This is a genomic window from Flavobacterium xizangense, from assembly GCF_054075145.1.
On sequence record NZ_JBSIPG010000012.1, the window covers coordinates 89,287 to 109,906 of the forward strand.

A 20,620-nucleotide genomic window follows, 5' to 3' on the forward strand; every position below is an offset into this window, starting at 1 on the left:
AACGTCTTGACACTTTAAAAATAAGCAATTATTTCTATACTATTACACTTCTTGTTAACGTTTTAATGAATTATGAATCAATATGTTAAATAAAATACAAATCTATTAGTAAAAATTAAACCTAATGAATTTGATGAAGTCTAATCGATATAACAATTAAAAAAACTTAATCATGAAAAAATTATTTATCGCCGCTATGTTATTTGTTGGAGTAGCATCTTTTGCACAAGACATGGATCAAAAGCCAGCACGTGAGCAAAGAGAAAGAATGACGCCTGAACAGCGTAATGAAAAACAGCTCAAAAAATTAACTTCTGAATTAAACTTAGATGCTAATCAGCAAACTCAGGTAAAACAGCTTTTAGCTGACCGAAGCGCTAAAGCAGAAAAACTAAGAGAAGCCCGTCAAGCAAATAAAGAAAATGGAACTAAACTAACCGCTGCTGAAAGAGAAACCTTTAAAAAAGACATGTTAGCTGAAAGAGACGCGAACGACGCTAAAATGAAATCAATTCTGAATGCTGACCAATACACTAAATGGAAAAAAATTCAGGAGGAAAACAAAGACAAGGCTAGAGAAAAAATGAGAGAGTACAAAAATGAAAGCAACTAATTTGTTTTCATAAAAAAAGAGGCTATAAAAGCCTCTTTTTTGTTTTTATTTTATAATTTATTTAATTGGATTTAAAATCAAATCAATTCGTTTGATGCAATCCTCGTAATGGTATTTTGTTTCTGTATTTACTGCTGTCGCTTTTGCCGTTACAAGTGATTTTTTCAAAGCATTTAATTCTCCTCTAACCAAAGCTCTAAGATCAGATTGTGCAGCATTATAATAGGTTGCAGATCGGTCATTTGGTTTAATTTCCTCTGTCATTAAGCCCCCCATTCTGTCAATATAAGCTCTTTGCAGGTTTCTGCGATAAATAGTAACATTCGTTGCTGAAGCGGCTTCTTTCCAAATTCCTTTTCGAAGATCTTTGAAGAAATCCAAAGCTTTATAAGTATCGGCACCAAGAATTTCATTATCCATTAATCTTCCAATACGAGGCAGACTCAGTAAATTGTTCAAATGTCGAACCTGAATATTTCTGAAAGTCTCCGTATAACCCGCATATCCTGTATTCTTTAATGTATTGATATTGACAATCCAAGTTGGCGATGCAAAAGCATTTGCCTGAAGCCAGTTCATTGCTTCAATTTGTTTTGCTTTTGGAACAACTTCATACACATTTCCGGTCTGATTTGGATTTTTCGTATTTTCATAAACACCTCCGACATTTGTTACAACATGCCCGACATATCTCCCCCAAACATCTAACATTTCTTTGTATAACTCGCTTAAATCTTCATAATCATTTGTCACTTTACTGGTCCATTCACTCAAATGATTTGCCACATATTCCAGATTTTTCATTCCGTATGTACTGGCTTTCATTGAATTATTTCCGATATCTTCTGTTTGAGAAGAAGGATCAAACGTACTGCTCTGTTTTCCGAATTTATAAATTGGATTTCGGGCTTTGTCTAAAATCCATTTATCTAAAATTGCTTTTTCTTCCTGCGGTGATTTTGCATTTGGAATCACTCTGTAACCCCAATTCAAAGCATAATGATCATAAGGTCCCATTTTGCGAATAAAACGAATATTCTTATCTCCAGGCTGCGCAATATAATTATAGCGCGCATAATCCATTATACTTGGAGAAATACCGTTTTCTTGTGTGAAAGCTCCGTTTCTATAACTTTCACAATCATATGATGAACTTGCTCCCATATTGTGCGGAAATCCTAATGCATGCCCTACTTCGTGTGCAATTACCATTCGCATCATTTCGCCCATTTCTTCATCACTTGTCTGCAAAGTTCTTGCCGATGGATTTGCCGCTCCAGTTTCAAGTAAATAACGGTTTCTGTATGAACGTAAATGGTTGTGATACCAAATTACATCACTTTCGATAATTTCGCCCGTTCTAGGGTCAGAAACGCTTGGTCCAACTGCATTTCTTGTTGTACTCGCTACATAACGAATTACCGAATAACGAATATCTTCTGGACTAAAATCCGGGTCTTCCTCTTTTGTCGGTGCATCTTTTGCTATAATTGCATTTTTAAATCCGGCAGTTTCAAAAGGTTTTTGCCATTCCTCAATTCCCTGTTTGATGTATTTTTTCAATTTTGCCGGAGTTGCAGGATCTAAATAATATACAATCGGTTTTATTGGCTCAACCAATTCTCCTCTTGCATAAGCTTCCGGATCTTTTGGTTCCAATCTCCAACGTCTGATATAAGTTTTAAGATCCGATTTCAATTCGCTACTACCATAATCGTATTGGCTAACCGTAAACCAACCCACACGAGGATCAGCTAGTCTCGGCTGCATTGGTACTTCTGGCAATAAAATCATCGATTGATTCATCTGGATGCTGATTGATTCTGTTTCCTCTAACATTGATGGTTTTGAAGCATTATAAGTCATATCCTGAATAACTTCAATATTCATTGGAAAACTTTTAATTTTATTGATAAAACTTCTCGAATCATCCAATCCTTTTACCTTGTACGTTTCGCGCATTTCTGCCGAAATTCCGCTGATTGCTTTCACATCTGTACTGTAAAATTTGGTTACATCAATTACAGTATTAGCCGAATCTTTGCTGAAAGCTACAATATCAAAAGCAAATAATGTTGGATCATAATTGTTTGATTTTACTGAAATACTGATAGGCAAAGTATCATTTGCAACCGAATTATATGATTTCGATTTGATCAAAATTTTATCTTGAAAACGTTGCCAAACAATCAATTGCTCGTTAGTTTCAGATCCAGCATTTACGTAGCCTCCTCCTAAATTCGAAGGTAGTTTTGCTAATCTGCTTACCAAGAGCATATCTTTATCTAAATATTTATTCGGAATTTCGAAGTAATATTTTTTATCCACTTTGTGAACCGTAAAAAGTCCTTCGTCTGAAACAGCATCTTTTGTAATTACTTTGCTGTATTCTTTAATTGTTGATTCTGGCTTCTTTTCTGGCGGAGCAGTTTGAGTTTCGTCTTTTTTCTTTTTCGATTGGGCAAATTGGTTTGTTGGAAATAGCGCAAATGCCGCTATCGTAGATAAAATGAAAAATTTCTTCATTTATTGCAGGTTTTATGGTTATTTGATAAACAAAAATAATTTTTGATTATAATAACACAAGACAATACATCTTCATTAACTTTTTATTAACTACAAAATAAGTATTATAATAATAAAAAAGGTTCAGTTGATAAAACTGAACCTTTGAAAAATGTTTTTTATTTGATTTAAAATGTTTTCGAAACCTTGTCGATTGCATTAATTGTAAAATCTAAATCCTCGTACGTCAAAGCATCGGTAATAAACCAAGTTTCATATGCTGAAGGTGCAATATATACTCCTTCCTGCAACAATCCGTGGAAGAATTTTTTAAACGTTTCATTATCTCCTTTTGCAGCTGTTTGAAAATCTGTAACAGGATTTGCATCAAAGTGAACAGAAATCATAGAACCTACTCTATTGATAGTAAAAACAACATTATTAGCTTTTAAAACTCTGTCGATTCCTGCTTCTAAATACGCAGTTTTTTCTTCTAAACGGGTAAAAATTTCGCGGTCATTATTTAAAGCCTGCAACATCGCTAATCCCGCAGCCATTGCAAGCGGATTTCCAGATAATGTTCCTGCCTGATAAACCGGCCCAAGAGGTGCTAAATAATTCATAATCTCTTCACGTGCTGCAAAGGCTCCAACTGGAAGTCCTCCTCCAATTACTTTTCCAAAAGTTACGATATCAGCATCAATTCCATATAATTCCTGAACTCCTCCGCGAGCTAAACGGAAACCTGTCATAACCTCATCAAAAATCAATAAGATTCCGTTTGCTGTACATAATTCTCTTAAGCCTTCTAAGAAACCTTTTGCAGGCGGAATACATCCCATATTTCCTGCAACTGCTTCAATAATAATTGCTGCAATTTCGCCTTTATTAGCTTCGATTAACGCTTTTACGTTTTCTAAATCATTGTATTTTGCCAATAAAGTATCTTTCGCAGTTCCTTCTGTCACACCTGGACTATTTGGAGATCCAAAAGTTACTGCGCCACTTCCGGCTTGAATCAAAAATGAATCAGAATGTCCGTGGTAACAGCCAGCAAATTTGATGATTTTATCTCTTTTTGTAAATCCTCGAGCCAGACGAATCGCGCTCATACAAGCTTCTGTGCCTGAATTTACAAAACGAATTTTATCGATATTCGGAACCATAGAAACGGCTAACGCTGCGATTTCTGTTTCCAATTCTGTTGGCATTCCAAACGAAGTTCCCAGTTTTGCTTTTTCGATTACGGCATCAACAACTGGCTGATAAGCATGGCCTAAAACCATTGGTCCCCAAGAGTTGATATAATCTATTAATTTATTTCCATCTTCATCATACAAATAAGCACCTTTGGCGCTTTTTACAAAAATTGGAGTTCCGCCAACTGCTTTAAATGCTCTTACTGGTGAATTTACTCCTCCCGGAATTACTTTTTCTGCTTCAGCAAAAAGCTGACTACTTCTTTTATATAACATTCTTAATTTTTGATTTTACAGTTTAAATTTCAGATTTAATTTATCTAGTTAAACCTTGATCTAAAACAAACTCATTGAAATATTTTTGTTCTCTTTTTTCTTCTTCTGAAAGCTCTTCAATCTTTTTATCCGACATTCCAATTGGCGAATAAAAAGCCCATTTCCATGTTGGCCTATGTTTTATAAAAAAATTCTTTTCAGGAAATTCATCATGTTGATAGATTCCACAAAAACATCTAATTGTTGCAACTATTGCCAAAATAAAAATTCCAATTGAGATTTTGCTTTTCATTAATAATTTACAATTAACAATGAATAATTATTTCACCTTAAGCCTTTGTCCAATTGAAATTGCATTATCAGTGAGATTGTTTTTTTGTTTTAAATCATCGACCAATAAATTGAATTTTTTTGAAATTGAGTATAGCGTATCGCCTTTTTGAACTTCGTATAAATTTGGGTCATTTGAGTCCAAATTTATCTTTGGATCAGAACTCACATCATAAGATGATTTTCTTGGTGGAGCCGTTTTATTGATTGCAACATAATTTTTTCCCGTAATCTGGCAGTCATATTGATGCAAATTATAACGTTCAATATAACTTATCAATTTATCCGGATAATTTGGATCTGTTGCATAACCACAAGCTCTCAGTCCTTTTGCCCAAGCTTTGTAATCGTCTTTTTCATAAGTAAATAAAGATTCATATCTCTTTTTTCCAACTAAAAACAAAGCGTGATCGCGATATGATTCTGAGGCTTCTTTATATTTTCTGAAACATTCTTGTTCTGCATCATCATCATGGCGAACGCTTTCTCCAAGCCAATCTTTATGACATTTAATTCCGAAATGATTATTGGCATCGACAGCCAAATCTCCTTTTCCCGCACCCGATTCTAATATTCCCTGCGCCAAAATAATACTCGCAGGAATACCATATTTTTGCATATTTCCCATTGCAATATCTTTATACTGCAAAATATATGAATTAACTAAATCGCTGGTTACAACTGTTTTTGAAGTCGATTGAATAACTTCAGTTGTATTATTTGTAGAAGGGTAATTTTTTCCGATTGGCTTGGCAGGGGTATTTCTTTTAACTGAAGCTGTTCTGGCTTGAACTGCCGCCGCTTTTTTAGTCGTCGCGATTGCAGGCTTGCTTGATGAGCAGCTTGCTAAGGCTAATATTACGAAAAGCAATACAATTTTTTTAATCATTAGTTATGAGTATTGGTAATTTTTTCTGCTTCAACTTCATATTCATTCCATCAATTCCCTGTAATCCGCCGGTGTGAATGAGTAAAATTTTTGAATGTGCAGGAAAATAATTTTTGTTTATTAAATCTATAACGCCAAAAACCATCTTTCCTGTATAAATTGGATCTAAGGGCACTTTTGTTTCTTCAAAAAAAGCATTTATAAATTCGATTAATTCCAAATTTACTTTGCCATAACCTCCAAAATGATAGTCAGAAATTAAATCCCAGTTATCTTTTTTTGCAAAAATACGAATTTCATCCTTTAAAAAGTCACCTTTTAGCGCCGGAAACCCTAAAATTTTCTGATTTGGCAATGCACTATTTATTAATCCGGAGATTGTTCCACCCGTTCCAATTGCACAACAAACACAGTCGAAAACCAAATCTTCATTAGTCAAAATCTCTTCGCAACCTTTCACCGCGAGTTCATTTGTACCGCCTTCAGGAACCAAATAAAAATCCTCAAACTTATCTTTTAACTTTTCTAAAAATGAAATTTCATTTTTTAGACGATACTCCTCTCTCGACACAAATTCAAATTGCATTCCATTTTCCTGAGCAAATTTTAACGTTGGATTTTCTTCAATTTTATCAAAAAGCTCATCGCCACGAATAATTCCGATCGTTTTAAATCCTTGTTCTTTTCCGGCAAAAGCAACTGCCGCAATATGATTCGAAAATGCACCTCCAAAAGTCAATAAAGTATCTTTTTTTTCGGCTCTAGCCTGAAGCAAATTGTATTTTAATTTCCTGAATTTATTTCCCGAAACAAAAGGATGAATAAGATCTTCCCGTTTTATTGTCAGCGAAATATCATTCGGAAAATCAATGAAAATATGTTGATTGAAAACTGGATTCATTTAATTTAAAATTGAAAGTCAAAAGTCCAAAGTCGAAAGTGATAATTCATATCTTAATTTATTAAAGCTGAAAATCTTTCGCTTACTGTTAATTGCTTTTGATATAGTGTAAAAATTGAAAAAAACTTCGATTTTTCAAATAATTCATGTCGGTTTCTTTTGCGTAAGCTTCTCTTTCAAAACTGATATTTCGATACGCCAAAGTCCCATTTTTATACTGAATTAGACGAATTAGATATTCCAAAAAATACCAGATAAAAAACGGAATTACCAAAAGTTCTAATTGCTGCTTTAAATGGATTTTTTCATGATTGACAAAAACTTCATTCGTTTTATCAAAATCATATTTAACCAAAACAAACGGAAAAACAGCCATTCCGCGATATCCTTTCGGAATTAAATATTTGGCAACAATCAGAAACATTGGCTGTAAAATTTATAAATTTGTAGCTATAAAATTATTTGATTTCATTAAAATCTCAATCAAATACTTATTTTTGATTTTTGAATAATGAAACAAAAAACCGAAGCAGATTTATGAAAGAGCAAAGTAATGAAAATAAATTAATCGAAGGAGAAGATTTTTACTATACGCCCGAAGGTTACAAATGCTTTACTGAAAAACACCACTTAAAACGTGGTTACTGCTGCAAAAGCGGTTGCCGTCATTGTCCATACGGATTTGATAAAAGAACAGGAGAAATAAAAAAGAAGCAGCATTAGATAATTTGAAAATTTGTCAATTTGATAATTGAAATAAATTCCAATCTAAAATCTAAAATCAACAATCTAAAATATCATATGGATATCCATTCACGAAAATTCAGGATTAAAATCCACAAGTCTTATCACAGGTCGGATATCCGTTATCCTTAGTTTTTTAATTAGAGATTTGTCAATGTGCCAATCAGTCAATTTGAAAATGAGATAATTATTTCAGATCAAATTTATATTGACTAGGTATTTCGATCCGATGGAGCTTTTACCAACCGACTATAGTGTTTTCTACAAATATTTCGCCTTTCCAAGACTTAGTACAGCTCCTTTAGGAGCGTAATATTTATAGAAATAGAATTTATCGGCCAAAATTTAAGCCCGGGCGGGGCGATATAATTAAAAAAACAAAAATTAATCTGTTGTTAATCTAACTAAAATAACTTAGCAACTTAGTAGCTTAAAAAAATGACTTTCAAAGAACAAATACAACAAGGAATTCCAAATATACTACCTCAAAAAAAGGAATACGATCCTGCTATTAATCATGCTCCGAAACGAAAAGAAATTCTTTCGGCAGAAGAGAAAAAACTGGCTTTAAAAAATGCATTGCGTTATTTTGATCCAAAACATCATGCCGAATTAATTCCTGAATTTTTAGAAGAATTAGAAAAATACGGACGTATTTATATGTACCGTCTTCGTCCGGATTACAGAATGTACGCACGTCCTATTGACGAATATCCTGGAAAATCATTGCAGGCAAAAGCAATTATGCACATGATTCAGAACAATTTGGATTATGATGTGGCGCAACATCCGCACGAATTGATTACATATGGTGGAAACGGAGCCGTTTTTCAGAACTGGGCTCAATATTTATTGACAATGCAATATTTGTCTGAAATGACAGATGAGCAGACGTTAACGATGTATTCAGGTCATCCGATGGGATTATTTCCTTCTCATAAAGAAGCACCAAGAGTTGTCGTAACAAATGGAATGGTAATCCCAAATTATTCTAAACCGGACGATTGGGAAAAAATGAATGCGCTTGGAGTTTCCCAATACGGACAAATGACCGCTGGAAGTTATATGTACATTGGCCCACAAGGAATTGTACACGGAACTACTATTACGGTTTTAAATGGCTTTAGAAAAATAAAACAAAATCCTGAAGGAAGTTTATTTGTAACTTCTGGATTGGGTGGAATGTCGGGAGCTCAGCCAAAGGCAGGAAATATTGCCGGATGTATTACGGTCTGCGCCGAAGTAAATCCGAAAATCACTAAAATCCGTCACGAACAAGGATGGATTAATGAAATTGTGACTTCGACTGAAGAATTAGTTCAGAGAGTGACTTTGGCGAAAGCTAATAAAGAAACGGTTTCAATTGCTTATTTAGGGAATGTAGTTGACGTTTGGGAATGTTTCGATAAAGAAAACATCAAAATTGATTTAGGTTCAGATCAGACTTCACTTCACAATCCTTGGGCTGGCGGTTATTATCCAGTCGGAATTTCTTTTGAAAAAGCCAATGAAATGATGGCAAATAATCCTGATTTATTTAAAGAAAAAGTTCAGGAATCTTTACGTCGTCAAGCGAAAGCAATCAACAAACACACTGCAAAAGGGACTTACTTTTTTGATTACGGAAATGCTTTTTTATTAGAAGCTTCTCGAGCAGGCGCTGATGTTATGGCCGAAAATAAAATTGATTTCAGATATCCAAGTTATGTTCAGGATATTATGGGACCAATGTGTTTTGATTACGGTTTTGGACCTTTTAGATGGGTTTGCGTTTCTGGAAAACCAGAAGATCTTCAGAAAACCGATGCAATTGCTTCTCAGATTTTAGAAGAAATGGCAAAAACAGCTCCAAATGAAATTCAGCAACAAATGCAGGATAATATCAAATGGATTAAAGGCGCACAGGAGAATAAACTGGTCGTAGGTTCTCAAGCAAGAATTCTTTATGCTGATGCTGAAGGAAGAATTAAAATTGCTGAAGCATTCAACCAAGCTATTGCAAAAGGCGAAATCGGCGCAGTTGTTTTAGGACGCGATCATCATGACGTTTCTGGAACTGATTCACCTTACAGAGAAACTTCAAACATCTACGACGGTTCGCGTTTTACGGCCGACATGGCAATTCATAACGTGATTGGAGACAGCTTTAGAGGTGCTACTTGGGTATCGATTCATAATGGTGGCGGTGTTGGCTGGGGAGAAGTTATAAACGGCGGATTTGGTATGGTTCTTGATGGTTCTAAAGAGGCTTCAAAGCGTTTAGCGTCAATGCTTTTTTGGGATGTTAACAACGGAATTTCAAGAAGAAGCTGGGCTCGAAATGATGAAGCTATTTTTGCCATAAAAAGAGCCATGAAAGCTGAGCCTTTACTAAAAGTAACTTTACCTAATATTGTTGACGAAAGTCTGCTGTAAACAAAAGTTACTCATAAAACAGAGAACATTAAATTTCTAATAATATGAAAACATTCAAATTAATTCCGATTTTTTTGCTTTTGATACTTGCCGCGTCATGCGACACCGTAAGTGCTTACTCTGACTACGATAAAACCGTAGATTTTACGCCTTATAAAACTTATGCTTATTTTAAGCCCGGAATTGATAAGGTCGAAATATCTGATTTGGATAAAAAAAGAATTCTTCATGCAATTGATGATCAAATGCAAGCTAAAGGTTTTACCAAAAGCGAAAATCCTGATATCCTAATAAACATTTTTACCAAAGCCAAAGAGCAAGTCGATGTAAATCAATTTTACGCTGGATATGGTTATGGATGGGGTTACGGCTGGGGATGGGGATACAGCCCTTATATGTACGGAGGAACATCAGTTTCAAGATACACCGAAGGAACTTTGTTCATTGATTTTATTGATGCTAAAAAGAAAGAAATGATCTGGCAAGGCCAAGGCATTGGTACTTTGTACAAAAACATAGATAAAAAAGATGCCAGAATTACTGAATTTGTGACCAAAATTTTAGCACAGTATCCGCCAGTAAAAAAATAATTAATTACATTTGCTTTTCAATCAGCTAAAAAATGACAAATTTTAATAACATTATTATCGCTATTATCAGCATTATTGTAATTCAGCAGTAATGGCGAGGTGTTATATAAATAAGTAAAATATATTTTATAAAAACCTCCCAAAACGGGAGGTTTTTTATTTTAAGAAAAAAACACATATTATGGATTTATTTAATGAAGTACTTAATGCAAAAAAGCAACTTGAAAATGTAGTTGCCGCGACTCCGCTTACGCAAAATTTGAATCTTTCAGATGAGTTCAAATCAACCATTTTATTAAAACGAGAAGATTTACAAATTGTTCGTTCGTATAAAATCAGAGGTGCTTACAATAAGATTTCTTCATTAAATGAAAAAGAAAAATCAAACGGAATTGTATGTGCCAGTGCAGGAAATCATGCTCAGGGTGTAGCTTATTCTTGCAATCTTCTTAAAATAAATGGCAAAATTTATATGCCAAAAACAACTCCAAAACAAAAAGTAAAACAAGTACAGTTATTTGGAAAATCGTTTGTTGAAATTGTTTTGACCGGAGATACTTTTGATGATGCTTACGCTTCGGCAACTGCAGATGCAATTAAAAATCATAAAACTTTCATTCATCCTTTTGATGACGAAAAAGTAATTGCAGGACAAGGAACTGTTGGTTTGGAAATTCTGGAAAGTTTTAAAGAACCAATTGATTATGTTTTTGTTCCGATTGGTGGTGGCGGACTAGCTTCTGGTCTATCCGAAGTTTTTAAACATTTAAGTCCGAACACAAAAATCATCGGCGTTGAGCCAAAAGGCGCGCCTTCAATGAAAACTTCAATAGAAGAAAATAAAAATACAGCTTTAAAAACAATCGACAAATTTGTTGACGGTGCAGCTGTAAAACAAGTTGGCGATAAAACTTTTGAAATCTGTCGTTATAATTTAGAAGATATTATTCTGGTTCCCGAAGGAAAAGTTTGTACCACAATTTTGCGATTGTACAATGAAGAAGCCATGGTTGTAGAACCTGCGGGCGCTTTGACAATTGCAGCTTTGGATTTTTATAAAGATAACATAAAAGGCAAAAATGTAGTTTGTATTGTTAGTGGAAGTAATAATGACATTGAAAGAACCGCCGAAATAAAAGAACGCTCATTGCTTTACGAAGGTCTGATGCATTATTTTATGATTCAGTTTCCACAGCGCCCTGGGGCATTGAAAGAATTCGTAAACAATATTTTAGGTCCAGACGATGATATCACCTATTTTCAATTTGCAAAGAAAAACAGCCGTGAAGTTGGTTCGGTAGTTGTTGGTTTAGAATTAAAAAACAAAAATGATATTATGCCAATTAAATTAAAAATGACTCAAAACGGCTTTGAATTTCAATATTTGAATGATAATCAGGATTTATTTACACAGTTAATTGGATAAAATAAAAGGCTGTCTATTAACCGTAGACAGCCTTTAAAGTCAAATATAAAATTACTAATTGAATTCTAGATTTGTAATTTATTGTTTCAACACTTTCTTAGAGTACGATCCTGTATTGTCATTTACCCGCACTACATAAATGCCTTTTGGCAATCTTGAAATTTCAATTTCAGATTGACGACCTTCAAAATTCACGCTTTTCTTCAACACATTTTGACCTTCAAGCGAGTATACTTCAACCTCAGCACTTCCTTTATGATTAGTATCAATTTTTAAATAATCATTCGACGAATTAATAAAAATCACCATATCATTTGGATTTTCTTCTTCTGCCGAAATTGTTTGTGCCAACGCTTTTTTTGCTGTAGATTCTACCTGAACAAATTGCCATTGCTGATTTAGTCCGCCGGTATAATCCCAAACCTGAATATTAGCTCCATTTGCTGTAGAAACATTTTCAACATCAAGGGATTTGCCTGTATTTACATTGGTAATTTTATAATATCCACCGCCAAGACTTGCAACTGTCCACTTGAATTCATTAGAATTAACAAAAGTTCTTTGCTGTACTTTTAGTCCATTTGCAGTTCCGTTATTTTCAACTGCCAGATACATTCCCGTTGATTTTACAATAATGTAATAATTTCCACTTCCATCAGAAACAAATTTCCACCTTTGGTTGCTTCCCCCACCGCTAGTAACATCGTATTGTTGAATTCTTCCGCCACTAGTTGTAGAATTATCGGCAACATCCAAACCTTTATTACTGTTTCTTGAAATGATATTATAATATCCTGGAAAACCTGTTGGAGGCGGTGTTCCTGTTCCCCAAGTAAATGTGACTGCCGATGATCCCGGAACGGTATAATTAAATGCTGACGATCCTGAAACAACTTTTATAGTATTTGATGATCCGGAAGTATTATAAAGCACTAGAGCAATAGATCCATCAGGGTTTTTAAATCCAACTGATAAAATACTACCACTTGTGCTGGAAGAACCAATTCTTACTGCACCCGGTTTTACATATTTAGAAATTTGGCCAATAATATAATACGCAACATTTTTAGTATAGCTTGTACTATTATTAACTGTAATAGCACCTAAACATGTACTGCATCCGCCAGGTGTGCGCGGTCCTAAACTTGAATTATTGGCAGCATTCCATTCCAAAACTGTTTTCGACCAGTTGTTTGTACTACCAATAACAACATTTTGCATGTGCCAGCCAAAATCGCCACTGAAACTTCCTCCAGAACCAGTGTATTGTTCTGTAAAATAAACGTTTTTATTTGTTTGCGTTTTTACAGTTGACATGGCAGAGATATTTCCTAAATACAAGTGAAATGCTGCACCGTCTACGTAACTACTGTTGTTCAAAACATCAATTGGATATGCTGTATTATCGCAATTGTGATCAAAAGCAATAATCTTAACACCGCCATATCCAGCGGCAGCCAATTGAGGTCCAAGTTGTTGATTAATAAAATTCTTTTGCTCTGTAGAATTCATCAGCATACTTGGCTCGTTGTTTGGGTTTTCAGGTTCGTTTTGTGGCGTGATGGCCCAAATCGAGATTCCCTGCGCCTGCATAGCCTGAAGGTATTTTACAAAATATTTGGCATAAGCCGCATAATATTGCGTCTGTAAACTTCCACCAACCCAGGAACCATTGGTTTTCATCCATCTCGGTGCCGTCCATGGAGTTGCTAATATTTTGATGTTGGGATTAATCAGCTGAATTTTTTTGATAATCGGAATCAAATAAGTTAAATCGGGTCCGTTTAAACTAAAATTATTCATATTTGTATCTCCCGAAGTTTCGTTGTAGCTATAAGAAGAACTGCTTAAATCTGACGCTGCAATACTAATACGGATTACACTTGCATTTAATCCTGTAGTTGGATTATACAAATCATTCAATAACTGGTTTTGCTGTGTTGCTGCCATTCCGCTTATCACTTCGGCACTGCCTTCTGTAAGCGTATAACCAAAGCCGTCCATTGTTTGATAGGTTGTTCCTGCATTAACTGTAACTGTAGATGGATTTGTTCCTGAATTTGTTCCGAAACTTACAGTTGCCTGCTGTTGAAGTAATTTTGTCTGATCACCTGATGTTATAAAAGGCGTAACCGTCTGAGCATTTGTTTTTGTGATACATAAAAGCATTATTATAATGATTTGTGTCATAAAAGCTTTTACCCGATTTGTAGGTTTTTGAGTAGTTTTGTGCATTTTTTTTGTGGTTTTTGAAGGTTTGTTAATAGTTAAATTTTTCTCATTTTATTGTGATTATTTTTATTAAAACGCATCAAAAATATATCAATTTTAACGAAATCGATATAATTGAAACTTTACAAATACACATCATTTGTAAAATTTACCTTAACAAAAACTTATCTAGTTAAAATACAATATATTGATTATGAAATAATTAATAAAAAATAAAACACAAAAAACCTTACTTTTTATTTTAGTACATCTACAATATTTCAAAAAAAGGTATTTTACAACCTAAATTTAATTGTTTTAAGGGTTGAAAAACCACTTGTTAAATGACAAATATCATGGATTAAGCAAGAAGTTATATCGTATTTTTGCAATTCATTTTAGAAAGAAAAACAATGAATGGCATTAAAGATATTTCGACTTTGGAAGATATTAAACAAATGGTGGACAGCTTTTATGACAATGTTAGAAAAGATGATCTCATTGGTCCAATATTTAATGACAAATTACAAAATCGATGGGAACCACATTTGCAAAAAATGTATGGTTTTTGGCAGACTATTTTATTTGATGTGCGAGCTTATTCCGGAACACCTTTTCCTCCTCACAAACAATTACCAGTCGATAAAACTCATTTTGATCGCTGGATTGAAATTTTCAACACTACAATTGATTCCCAATTTGCAGGTCCCTTGACAGAAGAAGCAAAAATGCGCGCCACAAACATGGCTTTTATGTTCAACCATAAAATTGAATACTTCAGAAATGCTGAAAATGAATTGAGAAATTCGATCAAGAAATCTTAAAAGTAAATTTCAAAATTTAGACGATGTTATTATTTTTTAAATAAATTTGGTTTAACACAAGCCCATCTTAACCAAATTAAAAACCTACTAAATGTTTTTCGTATGAAAAAAATAATGCTTTTTTTAATAATTTGTTTCTCCTTTTTCAATACAATTCAAGCTCAAACGGCTCCAATATCAAATTTATACAAAGGAACTGTTGACGGAAAAACACCAATAACGGTTTACATAAAAACTGAAGAAAATCCATGTACAGCAGATTTAATGTACACCTCAATGTATCGCTACAACAAATCAAAGAATTGGATTCAGTTAAACATCACTCAGAATAGAAAAGCTGAAAATGAATTTGTTCTTGTAGAACATGGTTTCAGCGGCGTATTAATTTTGAAGAAAATCGAAAATACTTTTTCAGGATTATGGATAAGTCCCGACACTAAAAAACAATTGAAAGTTGAATTGAAAGAAGCTCCGATGACAAAAAAAGAGTTGGCTGACTTTGAAAAAACAATGGAAAAAGTCAATTATGAGAATAATGACTGTTAAAATCTGTTTTCTTGGTAAGTTCTAAAAATCTATAAAAACGCAATAAAATACACTTTCGAATAAAAAATTTGTGCTGAACAGCAAAAATTAGAGGTCTAAATTCGTAATTTTACATTCTAATCTACAACGTTTTCGAAATGAATGCATCTATAGAAACAAATCCATTATTAGAGCGATTACCTAAACATTTAAAGCAATTCATTAAGCCTCAGGATTATAGCGATTACACACCTATCAATCAAGCGGTTTGGCGCTATGTGATGCGTAAAAATGTAGATTATCTTTCTAAAGTTGCTCATCACTCCTATTTAGAAGGTTTGAAAAAAACCGGAATCGAAATTGATTCGATTCCAAGTATGTACGGAATGAACCGTATTCTTACCGAAATTGGCTGGGCTGCCGTAGCCGTTGACGGATTTATTCCGCCAAATGCTTTTATGGAGTTTCAGGCTTATAATGTTTTGGTTATTGCATCAGATATCCGACAATTAGAACATATTGAATATACGCCAGCTCCAGACATTATTCATGAAGGTGCAGGCCACGCTCCTATTATTGCGAATCCTGAATATGCAGAATATTTAAGACGTTTTGGCGAAATTGGATGCAAAGCGATTTCTTCTCATAAAGATTATCAAATGTATGAAGCGATTCGTTTGCTTTCGATTTTGAAAGAAGCAGAAGATACTCCACAAGAAAAAATTGACGAAGCTGAAAAAGCTGTTGCCGATTTACAAAACAACATGGGAGAATTATCTGAAATGGCTCAAATTAGAAATTTACATTGGTGGACAGTTGAATACGGATTAATTGGAACTGTTGAAAACCCAAAAATATATGGCGCCGGATTGCTTTCTTCAATTGGTGAAAGCGCTCACTGTATGACTGATAATGTAAAGAAAATCCCTTATGATATTTCGGCAGCGAATCAAAATTTTGATATTACGCAACTACAACCTCAATTATATGTAACACCAACTTTCTCTTATTTGAGTTTGATTTTAGAAGAATTTGCCAATAAAATGGCTTTACGTACCGGCGGATTATCTGGAATTCAAAAATTGATTCAGTCCAACGCTTTAGGAACAATTGAATTAAGTACTGGTTTGCAAATTTCAGGAGTTTTTACAAATGTAATTGAAGAAGAAGGAAAACCGGTTTATATTCAGACTACTGGAAAAACAGCTTTGGCATACCGCGAAAAAGAATTAGTTGGTCACGGAACTTTAACACACCCACACGGATTTGGAAGTCCGATTGGAAAACTGAAAGGCTTCAATTTAGCGATTGAAGACATGAGTCCGAAAGATTTACAGGCTTACAGTATTGTTGAAAACGAAACGGTGAAACTGGAATTTGAAGGCAATATTATTGTTGAAGGTGAAATTATTACCGGTTCACGAAACCTTCACGGAGAAATTATTCTAATCAGTTTTAAAAATTGTACGGTAACTCATGGTGAAACGATTTTGTTTCAGCCAGAATGGGGAAATTACGATATGGCAATTGGTAAAAAAGTGGTTTCTGCATTTTCTGGTCCAGCCGACGTGAATAGTTTTGACTTGATTAATATTGTTCCGTCAACTAAAACTATTAAAGCAAAACATACTGACGAACGCGATGAATTAGAGATTCTATACGCTACTGTTCGAAACATGCGAAATAATAAAGATTCTAAAACGGAATTAAAATCTGTTTTTGAAAAATTAAAAAATAATCATGCTAACGATTGGTTATTGTCTGTTGAAATTACAGAACTTTTGAAGGATTCTGATGATAAACAACTACTTCAAGAAGTCTTAGTTCACCTTGATCAATTGAAAGTAAAACGCCCAGAAGTGGCACATTTAATCGCTGGCGGTTTGGATTTGATTTTTGATAAGGAAACTGCTTAAAATATAGCACGCAGATTATTTTAATCTCGCAAAGACGCATAGTCGCAAAGCAAACTTATTTAAGTAAAAACTTTGCGACTCTGCGTCTTTGCGAGATTCTTTTTTTACAACTTTGAATTCAAATCCTGAGTCAACTCAGTCTCCGACTCAATAGTTTTTCCGTTATATTCCAGTTTCCATCCCATTGAATTTGTCATAATCAAAATTTTAGACAATTCGCTTATTAAACGATTTTGGGCATTTGTTTTTAGAGTAGAATTTTCAATTTTTTTAGCCAGATTTGCTTTTACTGATTTGTTGATTTTATTGTAATCATCGCCAGTAAACGGATTCAGTTTGCTTTGTTCAACATCATAAAACTGAATATCGGGATTGATGGTAATTTCTTCTTTTGGAATATTTAAAATCGTAATGGTTTTATTTTTTTCATCGATATCATATTTCATTTTATGCAAATCGTAGGCAACGGTCACATTTGCATTTACGACCACAAGCGCTTTCTTCTCAAAAGAAATCATGTCCAAGAAATATTTCTGCTGATTTTTATACGTAATAACTTCTGAAAAATGTCCTTCGGTGACAACCAATTTCCCAACATTTAGAATTTGTTGCTGAATTAAATTGGTATTGTATTGAATGTCAGAATCGTCGTCTTTTTTGAATTGGCAATATTTAAAGGCCAAAATAATGACTAAAACTATAACACTGATACCGATAATTCTTTTGACTAAGTTTTGCATTCCTCTAAAATATTTTAGACCAATTTACTCCTTTTTTTTAGTTTTTGCCGCCACGAATTCACGAATTATATTAATTTTCTGAAATGTTTAAAGTTAAATTATTCGAATTTTTAATTTGTGAAATTGATTAAAAAAATTCAACGCTAAGATTAGTTAAAATTCGTGAATTGCTTCGCCTGTTGGCTATCGCTCGAGTCGTGGCGAAAAAGACACGGCAAAACTTAAAATGGATATCCAATTGCAATATTCAAAATCAGGTTTTCTTTTCTCCACGGTCCACTTCCAAAATCAATATCTTTAATTACCCATCTTTGGCCTTCTGGTAAATAAGGTTTTCTGAGCGGAAATGCCAAATCGGTTCTTAGAATAAAGAAAGACACATCAAATCGTAAACCTACACCCGCGCCTACGGCAATTTCTTTCATAAAATCTTTAGAAAATTCGGCACCAGGTTTATTTGGATCGGCGTTTACAAGCCAAATATTTCCTGCATCAATAAATGCTGCGCCTTTTACAATACTAAAAAGCTTCGCTCTATATTCTGTACTGAATTCCAGTTTTAAATCTCCCGACTGATCAGGTAGATAATCATTTGTTGTGGTTGTATTTAAATAACTTCCTGGACCAATTGATCGAGCTCTAAAAGCTCTGATACTATTTGTTCCACCTACTACAAACTGTTTGGAAGTAGGTAGTACAGTTGAATTTCCATAAGGAATTCCAGCTCCCACGATAATTCGGCTGGCTAATTCACTTTCTTTTCCTAATTTCAAATAATGCCTAAAATCGCCTCTAATTTTTGCATATTGGCTAAACGGAACATCAAAAATTTTAATGGTATCATTTTTTTTGACATTTGCCCCCGTAATTAATCCCGTTACATTCCCAGCCAGATCTAATTCTCCACTAAAATAAAACGTATTCTTTTTACGCTTTTGCATTGTATTTGTATACGTGTAAGTATATGTGGGACCAAAAATCAATTGTTTTTCAATTACTTTTTTAAGAGATTCATCTTGCTCGGCATCTGCCTGATATTCTGCGCTTACATGATTCGGACTTACATATGTAATATCCATTACATTAAATTGATGTTCTTTTCGGGCATTTTCTTTCCACAAATAACCAAAAGAAGTTTTAAAAGAATTCAAGGCATACAATTGGGTTCTGTTTTGATATTCATAACGAAGTGTCGCTTTGGTTCTTGGCACATATTCACTCGATCCATCTATATGAAATGGCGTTATAAATCTCGGCCAGGTCAAACTCGTTTCAGTTCCCAATTTATATATATTCTTGCCTTTATTCACGCCTGCAAGTTGAAAATCGGCGCCACCAAAAACAGAAACAGTCAGCAATTCTGCTCCGCGAAATAAATTTCGATTGTTCCAATTTACATTGAGTTCTGTACCTGTATAACTCGCTGAATTTGTTTTTCCCAAAACCTCAACACGAATGAATTTCTTCGGCAAAAGAGTCAAATAATAATAAGAATCCAGTGCGTTTTTTATACTGTCTGACGTTCGAAATTCATTTTTTACAAAACTAAAAGTTCCCAGATTTACAAATCGGTTTAAAGTTAAATTGTGATCTTTTCTGTTATATAAATCTCCTTTTTTAAAATAAATTGTTCGGTCAAAAACTCTTGGTTTAAAAGTATCTGCCGTATCGATAATGGTGAAATCTTTGTACTGAACAATGTCTTCAGGTTTGTATTTTACACTGTCTTTTGAAATGGAGAAATTTGGATAAACAATAATTTTATCAATTTTATAAGCTGTCACCGCTTTTGGAGGAGCATCGTCTTTTATGACTAATCTTATTTTTACTTCATGATCGCCTTTACTGCTATCTACTTTAGCCAAAATATAATCGGGATTAAAATAATAATAGCCTTTTTCTTTTAGTCTTGCGTCTATTCGTTCTCTTTCAGCTTTTATAACATCCAAATCATAGGGATTTCCAACTTTCAGCAAACTTCTTCGACTTGATCTTCCAATGATTCTTGACATTGCCAGTGAATCATCTGGGAAAGTCACGCTTTTGATTATATATTGTTTTTTGGGAACAACAATATATTCAGCGGTAACTCTCTTATTTCGAACGGTTGAATCAGCACTAACACGAGTTTTGAAATAGCCTTTGTTCTCCGTAAAATTTCGTAATACAGAGGCATTATAATCTAAATCGACTTTACTAAAAAGCACAGGTTCCTCGCCCACTTTTGTTCGAAGCCAATATCGAAAACCTTTGTCTTTTTTGGGCTGGCCGGCAATATTATAAATCCATAATTTCGGACGAAGACCTAAGAATTGCTTATTCGGTTTTGGGCGAAGCAAATCTTCAAGCTGGTTTTCTAAAGCTTTTCGATCTTTCTTTTTAATAATTGAATCTTTCACTTTTACTGAAGCTCCAGTATAAAGCAAATCGCCTTCGGGCAAATATTTAGTATTACTGCATCCAAAAACAAAAAATAAGGACAGCGTAATAAAATATTTTATATATCTGTTTTTCAT

Annotated in this window: 17 protein-coding genes; 8 read left to right on the top strand and 9 right to left on the bottom strand. The window is 34.0% G+C overall.

Annotation, left to right across the window (positions count from 1 at the left end; genetic code table 11):
• The first annotated feature begins 172 nt into the window (after nucleotides 1-172).
• Complete coding sequence (locus ACWA1B_RS19665; protein ID WP_456909881.1) at nucleotides 173-613, top strand: hypothetical protein; 441 nt, start codon at nucleotides 173-175, stop codon at nucleotides 611-613.
• 57 nt (nucleotides 614-670) lie between these two features.
• Here ACWA1B_RS19665 and ACWA1B_RS19670 read toward each other — a convergent pair whose 3' ends face one another.
• The 6 genes from ACWA1B_RS19670 to ACWA1B_RS19695 form a co-directional block, all read right to left on the bottom strand.
• Entirely contained in the window at nucleotides 671-3,139 is a 2,469-nt protein-coding gene (locus ACWA1B_RS19670) for a zinc-dependent metalloprotease (RefSeq protein ID WP_456909883.1), read from the bottom strand.
• Nucleotides 3,140-3,306: 167 nt separating this feature from the next.
• Nucleotides 3,307-4,593 carry a glutamate-1-semialdehyde 2,1-aminomutase gene (gene hemL / locus ACWA1B_RS19675; protein WP_456909885.1) on the bottom strand — a complete coding sequence of 429 codons (1,287 nt, stop codon included), beginning with the start codon at nucleotides 4,591-4,593 and terminating at the stop codon, nucleotides 3,307-3,309.
• A 40-nt stretch (nucleotides 4,594-4,633) separates the two neighbouring features.
• Nucleotides 4,634-4,885 (bottom strand): hypothetical protein, encoded by a 252-nt coding sequence (locus tag ACWA1B_RS19680; protein ID WP_456909887.1) that lies wholly within the window; start codon nucleotides 4,883-4,885, stop codon nucleotides 4,634-4,636.
• A gap of 27 nt (nucleotides 4,886-4,912) precedes the next feature.
• Nucleotides 4,913-5,812: a glucosaminidase domain-containing protein gene (locus ACWA1B_RS19685; protein WP_456909889.1), complete on the bottom strand. Its 900-nt coding sequence runs from the start codon at nucleotides 5,810-5,812 to the stop codon at nucleotides 4,913-4,915.
• Entirely contained in the window at nucleotides 5,805-6,713 is a 909-nt protein-coding gene (locus ACWA1B_RS19690; protein WP_456909891.1) for a 1-aminocyclopropane-1-carboxylate deaminase/D-cysteine desulfhydrase, read from the bottom strand. The genes ACWA1B_RS19685 and ACWA1B_RS19690 overlap by 8 nt, the downstream gene beginning before the upstream one ends.
• Before the next feature lie 88 nt (nucleotides 6,714-6,801).
• Entirely contained in the window at nucleotides 6,802-7,137 is a 336-nt protein-coding gene (locus ACWA1B_RS19695; RefSeq protein WP_456909893.1) for a hypothetical protein, read from the bottom strand.
• A gap of 113 nt (nucleotides 7,138-7,250) precedes the next feature.
• Between ACWA1B_RS19695 and ACWA1B_RS19700 the strand changes: the two genes are divergently transcribed.
• The 4 genes from ACWA1B_RS19700 to ilvA all read left to right on the top strand — a co-directional run bounded on the left by ACWA1B_RS19700 (nucleotide 7,251) and on the right by ilvA (nucleotide 11,888).
• The gene (locus ACWA1B_RS19700; RefSeq protein ID WP_456909894.1) at nucleotides 7,251-7,436 is read left to right on the top strand and encodes a DUF5522 domain-containing protein; all 186 of its coding nucleotides are present in this window, start codon (nucleotides 7,251-7,253) and stop codon (nucleotides 7,434-7,436) included.
• Nucleotides 7,437-7,895: 459 nt separating this feature from the next.
• On the top strand, nucleotides 7,896-9,872 hold the full coding sequence (locus ACWA1B_RS19705; RefSeq protein ID WP_456909896.1) for a urocanate hydratase: 1,977 nt from the start codon (nucleotides 7,896-7,898) through the stop codon (nucleotides 9,870-9,872).
• A 44-nt stretch (nucleotides 9,873-9,916) separates the two neighbouring features.
• The gene (locus ACWA1B_RS19710) at nucleotides 9,917-10,462 is read left to right on the top strand and encodes a DUF4136 domain-containing protein (protein ID WP_035651920.1); all 546 of its coding nucleotides are present in this window, start codon (nucleotides 9,917-9,919) and stop codon (nucleotides 10,460-10,462) included.
• 181 nt (nucleotides 10,463-10,643) lie between these two features.
• Entirely contained in the window at nucleotides 10,644-11,888 is a 1,245-nt protein-coding gene (gene ilvA / locus ACWA1B_RS19715) for a threonine ammonia-lyase IlvA (protein ID WP_456909899.1), read from the top strand.
• A 78-nt stretch (nucleotides 11,889-11,966) separates the two neighbouring features.
• Here ilvA and ACWA1B_RS19720 read toward each other — a convergent pair whose 3' ends face one another.
• Nucleotides 11,967-14,123 (bottom strand): RICIN domain-containing protein, encoded by a 2,157-nt coding sequence (locus ACWA1B_RS19720; protein WP_456909901.1) that lies wholly within the window; start codon nucleotides 14,121-14,123, stop codon nucleotides 11,967-11,969.
• A 389-nt stretch (nucleotides 14,124-14,512) separates the two neighbouring features.
• Between ACWA1B_RS19720 and ACWA1B_RS19725 the strand changes: the two genes are divergently transcribed.
• From ACWA1B_RS19725 to ACWA1B_RS19735, 3 genes are all read left to right on the top strand, one after another.
• On the top strand, nucleotides 14,513-14,923 hold the full coding sequence (locus tag ACWA1B_RS19725) for a group III truncated hemoglobin (protein WP_456909903.1): 411 nt from the start codon (nucleotides 14,513-14,515) through the stop codon (nucleotides 14,921-14,923).
• A gap of 102 nt (nucleotides 14,924-15,025) precedes the next feature.
• Complete coding sequence (locus ACWA1B_RS19730; RefSeq protein WP_456909905.1) at nucleotides 15,026-15,469, top strand: hypothetical protein; 444 nt, start codon at nucleotides 15,026-15,028, stop codon at nucleotides 15,467-15,469.
• A gap of 137 nt (nucleotides 15,470-15,606) precedes the next feature.
• Nucleotides 15,607-17,364, top strand: a complete 1,758-nt coding sequence (locus tag ACWA1B_RS19735) for an aromatic amino acid hydroxylase (protein WP_456909907.1) — start codon at nucleotides 15,607-15,609, stop codon at nucleotides 17,362-17,364.
• Nucleotides 17,365-17,468: 104 nt separating this feature from the next.
• Here ACWA1B_RS19735 and ACWA1B_RS19740 read toward each other — a convergent pair whose 3' ends face one another.
• Both ACWA1B_RS19740 and tamL read right to left on the bottom strand, forming a co-directional pair.
• On the bottom strand, nucleotides 17,469-18,104 hold the full coding sequence (locus ACWA1B_RS19740; RefSeq protein WP_456909909.1) for a DUF4230 domain-containing protein: 636 nt from the start codon (nucleotides 18,102-18,104) through the stop codon (nucleotides 17,469-17,471).
• Between the two features lie 221 nt (nucleotides 18,105-18,325).
• Nucleotides 18,326-20,620: a translocation and assembly module lipoprotein TamL gene (gene tamL / locus ACWA1B_RS19745; RefSeq protein WP_456909911.1), complete on the bottom strand. Its 2,295-nt coding sequence runs from the start codon at nucleotides 20,618-20,620 to the stop codon at nucleotides 18,326-18,328.

Bases quoted from the DNA above. Each gene is read 5' to 3' on its own strand.
- ACWA1B_RS19670 (WP_456909883.1), bottom strand. From the start codon at position 3,139: ATGAAGAAATTTTTCATTTTATCTACGATAGCGGCATTTGCGCTATTT.
- tamL (WP_456909911.1), bottom strand. From the start codon at position 20,620: ATGAAAAACAGATATATAAAATATTTTATTACGCTGTCCTTATTTTTT.
- ACWA1B_RS19690 (WP_456909891.1), bottom strand. From the start codon at position 6,713: ATGAATCCAGTTTTCAATCAACATATTTTCATTGATTTTCCGAATGAT.
- ACWA1B_RS19710 (WP_035651920.1), top strand. From the start codon at position 9,917: ATGAAAACATTCAAATTAATTCCGATTTTTTTGCTTTTGATACTTGCC.
- ACWA1B_RS19685 (WP_456909889.1), bottom strand. From the start codon at position 5,812: ATGATTAAAAAAATTGTATTGCTTTTCGTAATATTAGCCTTAGCAAGC.
- ACWA1B_RS19740 (WP_456909909.1), bottom strand. From the start codon at position 18,104: ATGCAAAACTTAGTCAAAAGAATTATCGGTATCAGTGTTATAGTTTTA.
- ACWA1B_RS19700 (WP_456909894.1), top strand. From the start codon at position 7,251: ATGAAAGAGCAAAGTAATGAAAATAAATTAATCGAAGGAGAAGATTTT.
- ACWA1B_RS19695 (WP_456909893.1), bottom strand. From the start codon at position 7,137: ATGTTTCTGATTGTTGCCAAATATTTAATTCCGAAAGGATATCGCGGA.
- ACWA1B_RS19680 (WP_456909887.1), bottom strand. From the start codon at position 4,885: ATGAAAAGCAAAATCTCAATTGGAATTTTTATTTTGGCAATAGTTGCA.
- ACWA1B_RS19705 (WP_456909896.1), top strand. From the start codon at position 7,896: ATGACTTTCAAAGAACAAATACAACAAGGAATTCCAAATATACTACCT.
- hemL (WP_456909885.1), bottom strand. From the start codon at position 4,593: ATGTTATATAAAAGAAGTAGTCAGCTTTTTGCTGAAGCAGAAAAAGTA.
- ACWA1B_RS19730 (WP_456909905.1), top strand. From the start codon at position 15,026: ATGAAAAAAATAATGCTTTTTTTAATAATTTGTTTCTCCTTTTTCAAT.
- ACWA1B_RS19735 (WP_456909907.1), top strand. From the start codon at position 15,607: ATGAATGCATCTATAGAAACAAATCCATTATTAGAGCGATTACCTAAA.
- ACWA1B_RS19725 (WP_456909903.1), top strand. From the start codon at position 14,513: ATGAATGGCATTAAAGATATTTCGACTTTGGAAGATATTAAACAAATG.
- ACWA1B_RS19720 (WP_456909901.1), bottom strand. From the start codon at position 14,123: ATGCACAAAACTACTCAAAAACCTACAAATCGGGTAAAAGCTTTTATG.
- ACWA1B_RS19665 (WP_456909881.1), top strand. From the start codon at position 173: ATGAAAAAATTATTTATCGCCGCTATGTTATTTGTTGGAGTAGCATCT.
- ilvA (WP_456909899.1), top strand. From the start codon at position 10,644: ATGGATTTATTTAATGAAGTACTTAATGCAAAAAAGCAACTTGAAAAT.